The organism is bacterium, from assembly GCA_020444065.1.
In the GTDB taxonomy this organism is placed as follows: domain Bacteria; phylum Sumerlaeota; class Sumerlaeia; order SLMS01; family JAHLLQ01; genus JAHLLQ01.
Genome location: JAHLLQ010000005.1, coordinates 1 through 15,893, shown reverse-complemented (window position 1 = coordinate 15,893; position 15,893 = coordinate 1). Strand labels below are relative to the sequence as shown.

Here is a 15,893-nt window from a genome sequence, read left to right as displayed (position 1 = left end):
ATCGTTTGATTTACTGATCACCGCGGAAGAGGCAGTTCGTAATCCTGCGTCCCATCGTCTGTCCCAATCCGAACGATGAACTTGCCGGACGCCGAATCGGTCAGCCGGTAGGTGTACTTCTCACCGTCGATCGGACTCGCGCCATCCGGAGATTGCAGGACCTTGATGGTGGATTCCTCAGCCTCAAAGAACCCGGGGGTATAAGCTCTATTGGGAGTGGGCCGATACTCGAACGGGCCGCGGGACGAGACGGCAGCCACACGGACGCGATCGCTCGATTCGCGCAGCAGGAAAGGGGCACCAATCGTCATGTGAACCTGAGCAGACGGCTCTCCCCGACCACCTTCGGCGTTCACGGGAACGATTCGGTAGTGGGCAAAGACCGGCTGGTCCGCAACGTAGTCCTCGACCAGTAGAAACTCCGTCTCCTGCGTTGTTGCCAGCAGCGTTGGGTCCAACACGCCGTGTTCCGGCAGCCGCAGTGACTCGGCACTGGCGTGGAAACCATGCACATTGCTGCCATGAACCTCGTAACTCACTGCACCCTCCACCGGTTCCCATGCGAGGGTCAATTCACCGCGTCCGGCATCGATGCGAATATCGCGCACCATCGGCGGCGCAAATGTCGTGAAGGAACGCACCTCGCTCCAGTCACTGTGCAGCGCCTTCGAATCCGCCGCACGCACACGCCAGTAGTACGTCTGCCCCGGGCGGAAGAGCTCCGGTGCAAACGGTTGAAACTGCGTTGGGTCCCCATCGGCTTCGGTCGGCGTGTAGCGTCGGAACTCGCCAATCGGCCAGCCCGTGAAGTCCGGCCGATCGTTGATCTCGATGAAGTAGTTCTGGACCTTGCGATCATCGCGGCCGGCTGAGGGTTCCCATCGAAATGCGAAAGCCGGATCCGGCAACTGCGCCCCATCGGGCGGAAATACGAGAACGGGCGGCTCCGGCGCGAGCGGTTCGGTGTACGTCAGCCACTCAACCTCCACCCGCATATCCGGGGTCCCCCTCGTCTTGCCGCGAACCTCCAGACGATTCGCGCCACGCTCGACCACAGGAAGCATCAGCGGATTAAACTGCACGTCAAAGGTAGCGTTGGCAGCTCGCAAGATCGGTTGGATATCGGGGGAACTGCGCTCAAGCCGAATTTCGACGACAGGATTCTGCCAGGGACGCTTGAAGATCTTCAGTTCCGGGGCCAGGTCGAAGGAGACGACCCCGTCAAACGGCCCCTCGCGCAGAAACTCCACACTGTTGTCCTTGCCCAAATGAACCTCAACAACGAGACGGCTGCTTTCGGGCAACGAGACATCGGCGTCTATTCGACCGGCAAACGCAGGATAACGCGCGAGATATTGAGCGAGGAGCCTGCCGGACAGTTCGCCATCCTGGACAACAAGGCCCTTTCTCAGTTCCTGCTCAAGTGCCAAAAGGCCGCTCGTCAGTTGCAGATCTGCCAACGCAATCGTTGCAAAGTCCGCATTCCACTCGAACTCGCCGACGGTAAAGTACTGTGCCTTCTCCAGGTCGATCCCCGGACGGGCGTGCCCCATGAACTTCAGTTGGTTCTCCCGCGATGTCATGAATCCGATACGGCTCTCCTGAAATCCCCAGTGAAGACTCTGGCCGGGTCCCAGAACGAGACGGAATTCATTCAGGGTACCCTTGGTGACCTCGTATCCGGGTGGTTTCTCATTGCCATAAAGACCGGCAGAGACGATCCGGCGAAAAGCAGGGATATCCCGCCGCTGATCGAACGTCCAGGGGCCGTATGGGTGGACTCGAAATGCAATGTCGCGATCGTCGTAGATATTATTCAGTCCGGCTAATGCTCCGCCGCCTCGAATGGGATAGATCAGTTCCAGATCTCCGTCGATCACAACCGGGCGGCCATCGAGCAGGTACTCGGCAACCACATGACCGCTCAGATCAGTGAACATGGACTGTACTCCCATCGAACCCGCCAGGCCCTGAAAGGCCATCACATCCTCGTTGCAGTGCCCCTCCCCCGTGATGTTCAGATACCCAAGGACGTGCTCTGTCAGACTCGAGCGCGGCATACCGTGGAACCGCCTGCTGAGCATGAAGCGATGGAGCCGAACCACCTTCTCCTGCTCCGACATGTCATCGGTCAGGCCTGCCTGCTTGTAGACATCCTCAAGGCTGAACGCGGGACCTCGCCCATTGATCGACAGTCCGGTGACTTGGAAGACACCGCCCCCGCGGTTCTCCAGATGAATACCACGGTCGGTCTCGAAGTACTGACGAACAGGCTGAAACGACGGCTCGTCGCGCGCCGTCCAGGCGTCGAGTGTCGACTCGGATTCGAACTCAGCGGCGAACGTATCGCCCTCGAACTGCCAACTATGACGATCGACGATTGGATCAGCCGCCGCCACGATGCCTGCAAGGCATAGTGTGAAGAGAAGACCAACTCCAACTCGGACTGTCATGTGTTCGCGCACTCCCTCAACAAACGATCGTTGGAGACTGACAATCCCGCGACCGTCGGTAAAGGAGAAAACGAACCGCCCCGGCGCTAACCGGGGCGGTCAAGGCGCTTCGTTTGGTGGGTTCAGTTATGCGAGCGCAACTTGCTCGACGTTGGCTGAGTACCAGGCCCGGAAGTAACGTCCGAACCAGTCCTGCAGAGCTGTTCCTTCCGGATCGGCCGGATTACGCTCTGTCCAGATGTCGCGTCCGGCCTTCTCGGCCTCGAGCCAGCGATGCCGCTCCACCTCTGCGAACAGGCAGTCGACCTTGCTGTACGGTACCATGTCCTGCACGCCGAGGCGCTTCTGGATCATGCGATACCGGCGGTGCCGCTGCAGGAACATGCGGATGCGTTGCACCAAAGTGAGTCGGGGCATGCGCTCCCGTTGCGCCATGCGACGCGATTTATGAAGTAGCTCCATCAGATAGGACAGAGCGATTAGTGGCGAAGCGCCTTGAGACGCGATCGGCAGCGTATATGCAGTCGACAGCCAGCGGGGCGTCTCGTATTCTGCGGATTCGGTATTCCCGCGTTCATTGCTGAGGTTCCACTCGTGATTCATTCCTAAATCCTCCTTTCGTGGAGGTCTCTGGAGAGGACGTTGCCTCTCCGCCCAGCGCCGAGTGGATATACAAGCCCGATGCCAATCGTTTCGTTGGACCGCAGGTCGCCGGTCCAAAATTGGATTTGTTAGGGACACATTAAGAAAAGAGCGTCTCTGTCAGTCCAATATCAGCGGAAAATGGACGACAGATGGCAGTATGCAAACACGAGAATGGTCGCTTTTTGCAAGATGGCGCTTTTTGAGCCGCGCGTGGCGCGGATGAGCCGAGGTCTCGACTCACCCGTGCAACGTGGGTTCTTTCCCCATCAGGCGCCGGTGAATCTCCAACGCGTCCACCAGCGGCCCGGCACCGAATCGACAGGGATCCGTCGCCGGCAATTGTGTTTCATCCGCCGCGGCCCGCACGGCCGCGTGTGCATCCGTATCGCCCAGTCCCCATGTATTCACGGCGACCCCAATCACACGCGAGGGCTTCAACGGAAACTGCACGTTCTCATAGTAGCTGACTGCATCGGCCAGCGGCGGAATCGGGATGTGCTCGCGCTTCGAGATGTGCGTCCGTCCCGCCTGGTGGCAGAGAATCATGCTGTCCGGACAGGCGCCATGCATCAGCCCCAACGTTACGGACGAGAATCCCGGGTGGAACAACGAGCCCTGGCCTTCGACATATACGATATCGCACTTCCCATCCACCTTAAGGATATCGGCTTCGACGCAACCCGCCATGAAGTCGCCCGCGATCGCATCGACGGGATGGCCCCAACCCGCAATCATGATTCCGGTCTGGCCAGTGGCAACAAACTCTGCACGGCTGCCGCGAAGAAGGCTCTCCTTCCGCATCTCCAGCACCGCCGTCATTTTCCCGACGGCGGCGTCAGTTCCGACGGCCAGCAGCGTGTACGACTGCGTGTTGCAACACAGCCCGGACCCGACCGGCAGGTCGCGCGCCGGCTTGCGGACATCCCAAAGCCGCACCCCAGCCTTTTTCGCCGCGGCGGAAATCTCCGGGTCGTCGGCGAGGAAATGGTGCAAGCCACTCCAGACATCCATCCCGGCCTCGATTGCGGCCAAAACATGGCGCCGCATCTCCGGGGGCAACTGCCCTCCCACCGGCGTAACACCGATAATCAGCGTATCGGGCCTGCTCTCCCCCGGACCGCCGAGGAATTCGGACACCTCGGATCGGATTGGCAGACTGCCGCCGGCACCGAGCAAGTCCTGGCACTTTTTGCCCACATTGGCCGAATCGATCATGCCAATCGAGCGATGTTCGGAATAAAGAAGCACACCGCGGCTCGTCTTTGCGCTTCGAGGCGAAAGGGAGCCTTCCACTAAGTGCAGCAATCTGCGACGTTCTGTCGAATCGGAGCCAGGTTGCGTCATACATGCCTCACATTCAGGGGTTCAGGACTGATTCTCAAGTGCTTGGGCCCAGTTATCGCATTGCCAAGCCGACAGGCTCTGTTGGATAAAAAGAGCCACATAATCACCAAAGCCGATCGAATGACCGCCAATCCCACCAGCCGACATACTGATCATCTCGAGGTCCTCTACAAGATCTCGAATATCATCAATACGACCCTGGACCGGCGCAAGGTGCTCAAGGCGGTCCTCAAGGAAGTAGTCCGTATCACCGGTGCCACCTCCGGCAGTATCGCGATGCTCGATGTCCGCCAGGGCATCCTCAACATCGAAACGGCGATCAACATTCCACGTCAAACGTGGAAGAGACTCAAGCTGCAGTTGGGGGTCGGTGTCACGGGCTGGGTGGCATACACTGGCAAACCACTGCGGATCGACGACGTCCGGCGGGATTCGCACTACGTGGCTATCCGTCCCGACGTCCGATCGGAGTTGGCCGTCCCGCTGATCCTCGAGGACGATCTCATCGGGGTGATCAACGTCGACTCGACGCGCAAGGCCGCCTTCACCGAGGATGACGAGCGCATGCTGGTCTCCGTGGCGAACCAGTCCGCCCGCGTGATCGAGACGGCGCGCCTGTACGAGGAACTCCAAGGACATACGCAGCAGATGGAGTCGCTCTTCGGCTTGGGCAAGCACCTCTCCTCGCCCGCCCCGATCGATGCCATGACCAGTCGCGTCGTCCGCGAAGGTCGCAAACTGCTCGAAGCGGACGCCTGCCTGCTGTTCACACTGAGCGATGATGGCAATCACCTGGTCGCCGGTTCGCACGACGGCATCGAACTGGAAGACGATCGCGAATGGGTGCTTGAAGCGGGAAGCAGTCCACTGGCACCGGTCATCAAGCGCGGACGTTCGATCGTCGTCGAAGACGTCAATGAGTTGAACCAGGACGGCACGCGCGGCCTGCTTGGCGCGGGGCGGATTCGCTCCTTTATGGCCGTGCCGGTAACATTCGGCGACCAGGTCCGCGCGGTTTTGCTCGCAACCGATCGGAACAAGCGCAACTTCCCCAAGAGCCAAGTGACGCTGCTGAATCTGCTGGCAACGCAATGCGCGATCGCCATGGAAAACGCCAGCCGCCAGGAACGCCTCGCCGCGATGGAAGATCGCATGCACCAGGCAGAACGGCTCTCGTTGCTGGGCACGTTGGCGGCAGAAATCGCGCACGAGATCCGCAACCCCGTCACGATTATTAACCTCCTGCTGCATGGCATTGCCGAAGCGACAGAGGACAACAAGGAAGTCGCCAACGATCTTTCCATCGTCCGTGAGAAGATCGACCGCATCAATCGTATCGTCGACCAGACGTTGAGCATGTCGAAAGATCGCGAACCGCAGTTCGAGATGCTCGACCCGAACCATGTCGTGAATGAAGTTCTGATGTTCCTGGACTACAAGTTCGCGAAGGCCGGCATCGATGTGAAGACGTCCTTCGAGGAAGACCTGCCGCCCACGCCGATCGATCGTGGCCAAATCCAGCAGGTGCTTTTGAATCTGCTGATGAACGCGATGCAGGCCATGGGCGGCAAAGGGAAGCTGACGGTTCGCACGCATGCCACGGTCAACGATCGCAAGGTCGGGCCGTGCGTCCAGATTTCGATTCGCGATACCGGCGGCGGAATTGCTGCCGAAGAAATTCCTGCTCTGTTCGATCCGTTCTTTACAACCCGCGCCGAAGGCACCGGCCTGGGTCTGTTTATTTCGAACAAGATGGTGAAAGCCCACAAGGGTGAGATCCGCGTGAAGAGCCGCGTCGGTCGCGGCAGCACGTTCACCATCCTGTTGCCACAATCCCCGAAGGAGGTCGTGGAGCCTTGATTCAGACAATCCTGGTCGTCGACGACGAGCCCGACTTCATCACTGGATTCCGCCGGGTTCTGGCACACGAAAGCGCCGAAATTCTCGCCGCACACAGCGGCGAGGAAGCACTGCGCGTTCTGCAGGAACGCCGACCGGACGTGATCTTTATGGACTTGCGCATGCCCGGCATGGACGGACTGGCGACGTTGAAGCGCATGCGCGAAATGGATCCTCGCTTAATCATCATTTTGATGACGGCCCACACGACAACGGGGACCGTGATCGAAGCGATGAAGTCCGGCGCATACGATTTCATCGGCAAGCCTTTCAGCGCAGAGAAGCTGCGCATGTTGACGCAGGAAGCGTTGAAGGTCGCCAATGACATGCGCTCGGTGGTCAGCTACCAGGCCTATCAGGCCCAGGCGCCCGCAGACGAAATGATCGTCGGCAATTCCGACGCCATGCAGCAGGTCTACAAGTCCATCGGCCAAGTGGCGGCGAGTAACGCGACCGTGTTGATCACGGGGGAAAGCGGCACCGGCAAGGAGCTGGTGGCACGCGCAATCTATCACCACAGCGATCGGGCCTCGAAGCCCTTCATCGCCGTCAACTGCGCGGCAATTCCTGAGAACCTGCTGGAGAGCGAACTGTTTGGCCACGAAAAGGGCTCGTTCAGTGGCGCAGTCGCCCGCAAGCCCGGCAAGTTCGAAGTCGCTCGCGACGGCACGTTGTTCCTGGACGAAGTCGGCGACATGTCGCTGTCGACGCAGACGAAGATTCTCCGTGTCTTACAGGATGGCACGTTTCAGCGCGTCGGCGGCACGGATACGTTGCACGCGGACGTGCGAATCATCGCAGCCACAAACCGCGACCTGGATGTCATGATCGAAGAAGGGACGTTCCGCTCCGATCTGTATTACCGCTTGAACGTTGTGCATGTTGCGATGCCGCCGCTTCGCGAACGGCGCGAAGACATTCCATCTTTGATCGAGTACTTCCTGCGCCGCGTTGGCCGGGACGTTGGACGCGAAGTCCCCGCGATCTCCGCCGCCGCAATGGATCGGCTCCTGAACTATCGCTGGCCAGGCAACGTCCGTGAGCTCGAAAACGTCATACGCAACGTGGTGCTGACGGCCAAAGCCGACACAGTTCTGCCGAGCGATCTGCGTCTGCGTGAAGACGGCGATCGCACGGCGAGTGCGCCGACTGCTCCGCCGCCTTCTATGTCGATCAGCCAACCTGTCGCCGCTCCTCCCCCGCCGATGGAAGAAGAATCGGAAGAGGAAGACTACGTCGTCGATTCCGGAGTTTTCGATGATGTCGAACGTGCCGTGTCGCCGATTTTCTCGTCGCTGGTCGAAGCACGCGATCGTGGCCACAAGTTCAGCACCTTCGACGTGATTGAGCGCGCCCTGATCGTGCATGCGTTGAATCGCGTGAAAGGAAATCAGGTCCAAGCGGCCAAGCTTCTCGGAATCACACGCAGCACACTGCGCAAGCGCATCGCGCGCTATGGGCTGAAGATCGACACGCGCGTGCGATAATTCCTGCGCAGCGCAGAGAGTCGTGCATACCCAGGCTCTGCTGAGCCTGGCTCTCTTCCGACAATTCGGATTGTGTTTGTCGCCCGCCATCGTTCCAATACCCTGTTGAGTCTGGGTGGTGAAGGTTGGGGTGGGAGATGCAATGAGGAGGAGGGTGCGCCATGACGGCGTTTCGTCTGGGTGTCGCGGTATTTCTGGCAGGTCTATGTTTTTCCATCGCAAAGGCTCAAGATCCTCCGGGTCCAACCCCAATGGGGCTTCCCCCGGCTGACAAGGAAGCGATCGCCGCGGCGAAGGCGCACGCGATGCCCCGCGAAGCCGTCATGGCTCGCCGGTCGGGTGATTTGCCGTCGCGCTGGGTCAATCACGAGTATCTTCCCGTCGTTAACCAGCAGCAGTATGGCTCGTGCGTATCCTGGGCGACTTGCTACTACATGAAAGGGTGGCAGGAGGCCCGCGAGCACGGATGGACGCATCCCAACGAAGCGTCCCAACTCCCCAGCCCCGCCATGCCTTACGAGATGCTCGCCGCCGATATGGGATCGGGCATTCATTTCTATCGCGCGCTCGATTTCCTGGTTAATCACGGCACGTGCAAGTACGACGAATACACAGAGTCCGATATCTGGGAAGGTTCGCCTCAAGAAAGTGCATGGCGCAGCGCGGCGTACTTCCGCGCCGATTCCTGGAGCACGTTCACCACAACGCCCGACGATGGATTCGCAACGCTGAAGACGATGCTCGCCTCTGGTGAACCGGTCGTTGGCGTGCTGGATGTGACCGAGAACATTGCGGACTATTACGGTAGCGCGGCCATCTCGAGTTCCGGCGTCGATAACAGCGTCATCTTTGCGCAAACCGGAGACCTCCTGGCCGGCCATGCCGTTTGCTTTATCGGATATGACGATAATCGTGAGTACTTCGACGGCACCGAGATAAAACACGGTGCTTTCCTGGCTGTGAACTCGTGGGGAACGTGGTGGGGCGCGGAATGCCTCGAACGTGGGTCGACCGGTTTCTTCTGGATGGGCTATGATCTGATGGCGACTCGTCCGCCAGTCCTGGACTACAATCCCCTCGAGTTCTACACCATGGTCGATCGCACGGGATATCAGCCCTCCACATTTGCGCTCTTGGACTTCGAACACCTCCGCCGAGTCGAACTCGGCATGGTCCTCGTCCAAGGCGAATGGGAAGATCCGGACTGGTCGCGCGAGGCCGTCATGATGGGGGGATCCCGCGAAATCAAATGCCGTGCGGCCATTGACTTGACCGATAAGTTCCCAACATTGCCGTGCGCCCTTGGCCTTCGAATCACGGACTACGTCATTCCGTACTTCGATGGCCTCCTGGTTGGGCAGGTGAATGACTTCTATCTAGAAGACGCCGCTGGACACAAGCTACTCAGTGAAGGCCTTCCACTCGTCACGCGCGACATGACGGAGAACCTGTACGGGGACTTCATCAGCGCGTCGATTCTCAAGAGCGAATCCAGCAACTTCAACGTGACAGCCAGATCCGCGGCTGCCTCCGCAGACATCGATGGAGACGGAGACGAAGATCTCGTCATCAACTGGCAGGTGTATCTGAACGATGGCGCCGGTGATTTCTCTCCCTACGGGCGCCCCATGGCGCGTTGGACAGCGATCGATGGGGGCGAGGGGTGTGCCTTCGGCGACTACAACAAAGATGGTCGGCCCGACCTGGCCGGCGCTTACTACAATGAGCCTGCGGATCGGATGGAGATCATCGTCTTCGCGAACGAAGGCGGCGGTGATTTCCGCGAACTCCTCGATCACATCGTCATCCCGAACTACGAGAGCACCAGCCAAGTCGACTGGTGCGACTGGAACGGCGACGGACAACTGGATCTCGCTACGTCGACGTTTGTGTTCCTTGGCAACGGAAGAGGCTACTGGAAACAGTGGGAGACCCCTCTGCCCGAGCGCCCGGAATACGGGTGCGCTCCGATGGACATTAATGGGGACGGAGTCCTCGACTGGGCGTGGTTTGAACGCCAGGCGGATGACTCGTTTGTAGAATGGTCGTTCGATGAAGGTGCGGACCCGATCGCGACGGTCGATTCCTACACGATGCGCGACTTCACTGGCGATGGATATCCGGACCTCGCAATCATCGGCGACTATGTTTACGAGGATGAGTACGGCGGAGTGAAGCTACTCCCCGATATGCGCTTGTATCGCAACGACGGCGATCGGTTCACGCTGGTGGACAAAGGCTTCACGTGTGGAAGACAGGCGCCCCGAATGCAGTTTGCAGATTTCAACGCGGATGGCCGTCTCGATTTGTTCGCCGTTGGTACTCAAACCGTGCCCTCCGGCGTGTACACGCATTGGATTCCGCGCGTGCAATTCCTGGAGCAACGCCCAGACGGCACATTCCAGGACAGCGGCCAGGACTTCGTCGGCCTCGGCCAGGGTCCGCTCTGCATCTTCGACATGAACAATGACAGCGATCTGGACGTCTTCTATGGAGGCTCAACGATTGTCGACTCGGATCACCCGCAGTTCAACTACGAGAGCGCGACCGCGACGAACCTCTGCACAGACGCCAATGGATACAACGTCACGAATACACCACCGACGACGCCGGAAACTCTCGACGACTTGACGGGTATCGGCTCGATGACATTGCGCTGGAATGCTGCCACAGACGCGGAAACGCCGGCGGGCAGTCTTCGCTATCGCCTGCGCGTCGGTATGCAGCAGGGCGGTAATGAAGTCGTCTCCGCCGGCGATGAACGCGATCTCGGCACGTGCCTTCTGCCGGGCGGCGGACATGGCTATACGATTACCGGTCAGCCATCGAGCTACTACTTCTGGAGCGTCCAGGCCATCGACGACGGCGGCGCCTGTTCCGCCTGGAGCCCTGAACGTCTCGTCATTGTTGAGAATTCCACAACGGGCCTCCTCGGCGACACAAACTACGACGGCAAAATGGATATCGCGGATGTCCGCCGATGCGCCGACATGAAGAATGGCGCGATCGGCCCCGAACCCGCCACGGCCGACCTCGATATGGATGGTTCTGTGACCGAGGACGACATGTTTGCCCTGGCAGGCACAATCATCCAGGGCGGCGGGCCACTGCCGGATAATGCAGAGATCATCGGCCCCGAGGGCGGAACAATCTCCGTCGATGGGTTTGAACTCGCGATCCCCGCCGGTGCATTCAGCAAGGAGGCCTTAATTCGAGTGACACCCGGAACGCTGTGGGATTTCGGCACGCTCGAACTGCCAGTCGTTTACAGTGTGACCGGCATTCCAGCGACTTACAGCCAGCCGCTCGATCTTTGGCTGGAAGATACGCGCACGTACTACATCACGCCACCGCTGATCGTGTTCGGAACCGAGGGCTACTCGCGCACAATGGATTCGGTCGAGCCATCTTACAGCATTCTCTCGCCCGACGGCGAGGATGACACCTGGTTTCACCTGACAATTGAACCGCCAAACGACACGAAGATCGGTCTGCCGCGATCGGAGGACGACTGGACGTTCGATTTCAACGCGGGCGTTCTCGGCGGCTACTATGCGTACATCACGGACCACTTTAACATCGCCTTCCCATCATCGACGCAGCCCGAACTCATCGAGAACTTTGGCCGCTATCTGGAAAATGCGTACGAACGATTCAAGCAACCGGACCTCGGCTTCAGCTACTCGCGCCGATCGAAGTGGCCGGTCAGCGTTTGCGTGAAGACCGGCATGGGCACGACGAATGGGTATCAGACAAACGATATTCGTGGGATGAACTATGGCATGTTGTCGTTCAACGTCAATGTGCTGAGCAACGATGAACTCGCGCGTGCGACTGCCGGGCACGAGTTCTTCCATCTCGTGCAATCCTTCTACGATCCGCGGAATCGGTTCAGTGCCGCGTGGTATGCTCCGCCGCACCTGTGGTTGGATGAAGCCGCCTCGCCGTGGTCCGAGGAACTCTTCGCGGGGACACCCGGGGTGTACGTGCCCGACGTCACCGCGAATGACATGAAGGCCCCTTTCCCGAGCCTCCCGCCGAAGGAAGGGCTCGATTCGAAAGAAATCGCCGCGCACGGCTATGGGACGGCGTCTGTGATTCGCTATCTGCAGAACAGCTCAAGCTACGGCGGCATGGATACCGTGCGGAAGATGTACGAGAAAATCTACGCCGGCAAGAAGCCGATCGATGCACTCGGTGGAGCCAGCACAATGCCCAGCTTCATCTGGTTGGACGCATGCTACCAGGCGATCATCCGCGGCGACGTGTACAATTTCGAAACCGACGCGCTGGTTGCCGCATTGGCGCCGAGCAAGAAAGCCTACCGCATCGATTCGCCGGACAAGAACTACTGGGCTGTCGAATCCAAAGTCGCTCCACTGGGGTGCTCAATGTACCGCGCCTACGCCGTCACAGGCTACGCGGGGTTCGATCCCCAGGACGCACTGGTCATCAGCCTGCGAGCGGAGAAATCCACCGACTTCGCACTAATGAAGTACACCTCGACCACAAAGCCGGTCACGGTCGACACGCGCGTGGTGCAAGAAGACCCGGTATACTTCGAAGTCTCCTCTGCCGCGACGACTCTTGCTGCAGGCGAAGTCTATCTTCCGCTGATCACGAGCGCCGACGACAGCGATGACGCGGAGGAGAAGCCTTTCCGAATCGCAATGGGCATCGCCAAGGAGGGCACCGTCGATCTCGGATCGTGGGATGTGATCGGTCAGTTTTCCGGCGCGTACTCATCGTATGTTGATTTCCCAACATTCAGTATCGACAGTGCCAGCGTCGATGGCGGGATGCTGACGGAACTGATGCGATTCACGTATGATGGCGGCGGCGGAGGCGGCATGCTCATCCAGGCCAGCACGATGTGGGGGCCTTATCCGCGCAACGTACACCTATCTGTGCCCACGATCATGTCGATCTCGTCGCTCCAGTTGAACGATTCCACACTCTCGGCCAGTGGTCCCCTGTACTGCGAGGCGATCCTGTCCTGGCTCGACGAAGACGGCGCGGACTACGAACTGACCTACGCATCGAACGAGGACGGGACATTCGACATCTCAATCGACAGTTCGATGGCAAGCGCGGGAATCGAGATCATTGCCTACTACGACGTGACGGAAACGCCGAAGGACACGTCCCGAGCCCCACGGACGCAGCGCCTGTGGCAGCCGCTGCTGTCCACAGGATTTATGGTGGAATGACGCCGGTCTATCCCGAAACGGGAATGGCGCGGGTCTCCCAATCCTTGACTTGACCCACCGCCCCCGGCGCTATCATGGTCGGTAGTTGGTATGACATAATGCGGTTATTCGAATCACCGCACACCACCGCGCGGAAGGCAGCGACACGATGGCAATCCTTGTTGATGACAACACCAGACTCCTAATCCAGGGAATCACTGGACGCGAAGGCCAGTTCCACGGCCAGCAGATGATCGACTACGGCACAAAAGTCGTTGCCGGCGTCACGCCCGGCAAGGGCGGCGAGAAGACTCTCGGCAACGTTCCCGTCTTCAACACGGTGGAATCGGCTGTCAAAGACACCGGCGCAAACGCCAGCATTATCTACGTGCCGCCGGCATTCGCCGCCGACGCCGCGCTCGAGGCCCTCGAAGCCGGCCTGAAGGTTGTCGTCATCATCACCGAGGGCATCCCGACCCTGCAGATGATGCCCGTTTACCACGAGTCGAAGCGCCGTGGCGCCCACGTGGTCGGTCCCAACTGCCCCGGCGTCATCAGCCCGGGCCGCGCCAAAGTCGGCATCATGCCCGGCCACATCCACAAGAAAGGCCGCGTCGGCCTGATTTCCCGCTCCGGCACACTGACCTACGAGGTCGTCTGGGCCTTGACCGAGTCCGGGCTGGGCGAGACCACCTGCATCGGCATCGGCGGCGATCCGATCATCGGCACCAATTTCGTCGACGCCCTGGGGCTGTTCGAGAACGACCCCGAGACAGAGGCCGTTGTCGTGATTGGCGAGATCGGCGGTAATGACGAGCAGGATGCCGCGCGCTACGTGAAGGCCAACATGACAAAGCCGGTCGTCGGCTTTGTAGCCGGCCTGACCGCCCCCCCAGGGAAGCGCATGGGACACGCCGGCGCCATCATCAGCGGCGGCGAAGGCACCGCGCAGGAGAAACTCCAGGTTTTCCGCGAATGTGGCGTGCCCTGCTGCGAACTGCCCTCCGACATCCCGAAGAAGGTCAAGGAGCTGATCGGGGACACGGCCACCTGAGTCTGTCTCATCCCGGAGTTTGCATGGAAAATCGGTCCGCCCAGCTCTTCTGCCGGGCGGACCGCTCCATATTACACACACCCTTTGCCCTGCTCCGGGAAAGCGGTTGACTCCCGCTTTGGCCCCTCAACACGCTGGCATCTGAGATTATCCAGTCATGTGCTCGATTTTTCACGACCGGGTCAAGCCGGCCGGGGCGTGCATGAAGATGGTCTCGTCAACTCCGTACACGGAAAGGCGAGGAAATGCGCCAATTCAGAAGTCTGTTCTTACTGCTGCTGCTCGCGGCCTGCCCGCTGGTTGCGATGGCCCAGGTTACCGTCTCCACGACGAACATCCAGGGCGATCCCTACGCACCATCGGGACTCTGGAGCGTCGATATTGCCGTCACTGGAAACACGGGCGCACCTGTTGCCAGCTACGCGCTGCGGATCTACTACGATCCGTTGTCGACAACGCCCACGAGCATCGCCGATGGAAACGTTGGCGGCGCCTCACCGGCATTCACAAACAGCGGTGTCCCCCAGGTAGATGCGGGGGGGACTTACAAGACGTTTGCGACGCTTGGGAATATCGCCGCCACGGAACAGAACCCGACGCTGTGTACGCTTACCTTCACAAATCAGCCCGCTCCCCTTCCGGGTTACAGCGTGCGTGTGGCGGCAGATCCGCCGAACATCTCGCTGATCGGCACCGATTTCACACCGATCGTCGTCGCAGGCGGCTACGACAACTCATCGACGGATCCGCTTGTCCCGGCGACGCCGACCCCGACGCCCTCGAATACGCCCAGTCCCACGCCGAGTGACACGCCAACGGCGACCCCTTCGGATACTCCGTCTCCCACGCCGTCTGATACACCCAGTCCGACGCCAAGCGATACGCCATCGCCCACGCCATCGGATACCCCAACGGCCACGCCGAGTGACACGCCGTCTCCGACACCGTCCGATACTCCGAGCCCAACACCCTCGGATACCCCAACGGCCACGCCGAGTGACACACCGTCTCCGACGCCGAGCGATACTCCCTCGCCCACGCCTTCGGACACTCCAAGTCCGACACCGTCGGATACCCCAAGCCCGACACCTTCGGACACACCGACAGCAACACCTTCGGACACGCCGTCACCCACTCCGTCTGATACGCCATCACCAACGCCTTCGGATACGCCGACGGCGACCCCGAGTGATACTCCGTCTCCGACGCCGAGCGATACTCCGAGCCCCACGCCTTCAGACACACCGACGGCTACCCCGTCCGATACTCCGAGTCCAACACCTTCGGACACCCCGACGGCCACTCCGAGTGATACGCCTTCGCCCACTCCGTCGGACACGCCCAGCCCAACGCCTTCGGATACGCCGTCCCCGACACCCTCGGATACTCCGAGCCCCACGCCTTCAGACACACCGACGGCTACTCCGTCTGATACTCCAAGTCCGACTCCGAGCGACACACCGTCACCCACTCCCTCGGATACACCCACGGCGACCCCGAGTGACACTCCGTCTCCGACACCGTCGGATACTCCAAGCCCGACACCTTCGGACACACCGACGGCTACGCCGTCTGATACGCCTTCTCCGACGCCAAGCGACACTCCCTCGCCCACGCCTTCGGACACGCCCACGGCGACCCCGAGTGATACGCCTTCGCCCACTCCGTCTGATACGCCATCACCAACGCCTTCGGATACGCCGACGGCGACTCCGTCAGACACTCCAAGTCCGACGCCAAGCGACACACCGACGGCTACGCCGTCTGATACTCCAAGTCCGACTCCGAGCGACACACCGTCACCCACTCCCTCGGATACACC

8 protein-coding genes are annotated in these 15,893 nt (G+C 60.1%); 5 read left to right on the top strand and 3 right to left on the bottom strand.

The features are described from left to right. Window positions 1–17 precede the first annotated feature (17 nt). The 3 genes from KQI84_12990 to KQI84_12980 all read right to left on the bottom strand — a co-directional run bounded on the left by KQI84_12990 (window position 18) and on the right by KQI84_12980 (window position 4,346). The gene (locus tag KQI84_12990; protein ID MCB2155792.1) at window positions 18–2,453 is read right to left on the bottom strand and encodes a fibronectin type III domain-containing protein; all 2,436 of its coding nucleotides are present in this window, start codon (window positions 2,451–2,453) and stop codon (window positions 18–20) included. 126 nt (window positions 2,454–2,579) lie between these two features. Continuing rightward, entirely contained in the window at window positions 2,580–3,056 is a 477-nt protein-coding gene (locus tag KQI84_12985) for a hypothetical protein (GenBank protein MCB2155791.1), read from the bottom strand. A 279-nt stretch (window positions 3,057–3,335) separates the two neighbouring features. Continuing rightward, on the bottom strand, window positions 3,336–4,346 hold the full coding sequence (locus tag KQI84_12980) for a DUF1611 domain-containing protein (protein MCB2155790.1): 1,011 nt from the start codon (window positions 4,344–4,346) through the stop codon (window positions 3,336–3,338). A gap of 216 nt (window positions 4,347–4,562) precedes the next feature. Between KQI84_12980 and KQI84_12975 the strand changes: the two genes are divergently transcribed. The 5 genes from KQI84_12975 to KQI84_12955 form a co-directional block, all read left to right on the top strand. Continuing rightward, on the top strand, window positions 4,563–6,302 hold the full coding sequence (locus tag KQI84_12975; protein MCB2155789.1) for a GAF domain-containing protein: 1,740 nt from the start codon (window positions 4,563–4,565) through the stop codon (window positions 6,300–6,302). Beyond that, window positions 6,302–7,828 carry a sigma-54 dependent transcriptional regulator gene (locus tag KQI84_12970; protein ID MCB2155788.1) on the top strand — a complete coding sequence of 509 codons (1,527 nt, stop codon included), beginning with the start codon at window positions 6,302–6,304 and terminating at the stop codon, window positions 7,826–7,828. The genes KQI84_12975 and KQI84_12970 overlap by 1 nt, the downstream gene beginning before the upstream one ends. A gap of 161 nt (window positions 7,829–7,989) precedes the next feature. Then, on the top strand, window positions 7,990–13,038 hold the full coding sequence (locus KQI84_12965; protein ID MCB2155787.1) for a VCBS repeat-containing protein: 5,049 nt from the start codon (window positions 7,990–7,992) through the stop codon (window positions 13,036–13,038). Window positions 13,039–13,186: 148 nt separating this feature from the next. Next, window positions 13,187–14,071: a succinate--CoA ligase subunit alpha gene (sucD, locus tag KQI84_12960; GenBank protein ID MCB2155786.1), complete on the top strand. Its 885-nt coding sequence runs from the start codon at window positions 13,187–13,189 to the stop codon at window positions 14,069–14,071. A 245-nt stretch (window positions 14,072–14,316) separates the two neighbouring features. Beyond that, the coding region (locus KQI84_12955) for a hypothetical protein (protein ID MCB2155785.1) at window positions 14,317–15,893 on the top strand (1,577 nt) is incomplete at its 3' end.

Bases quoted from the DNA above. Each gene is read 5' to 3' on its own strand.
- sucD (MCB2155786.1), top strand. From the start codon at position 13,187: ATGGCAATCCTTGTTGATGACAACACCAGACTCCTAATCCAGGGAATC.
- KQI84_12965 (MCB2155787.1), top strand. From the start codon at position 7,990: ATGACGGCGTTTCGTCTGGGTGTCGCGGTATTTCTGGCAGGTCTATGT.
- KQI84_12975 (MCB2155789.1), top strand. From the start codon at position 4,563: ATGACCGCCAATCCCACCAGCCGACATACTGATCATCTCGAGGTCCTC.
- KQI84_12990 (MCB2155792.1), bottom strand. From the start codon at position 2,453: ATGACAGTCCGAGTTGGAGTTGGTCTTCTCTTCACACTATGCCTTGCA.
- KQI84_12985 (MCB2155791.1), bottom strand. From the start codon at position 3,056: ATGAATCACGAGTGGAACCTCAGCAATGAACGCGGGAATACCGAATCC.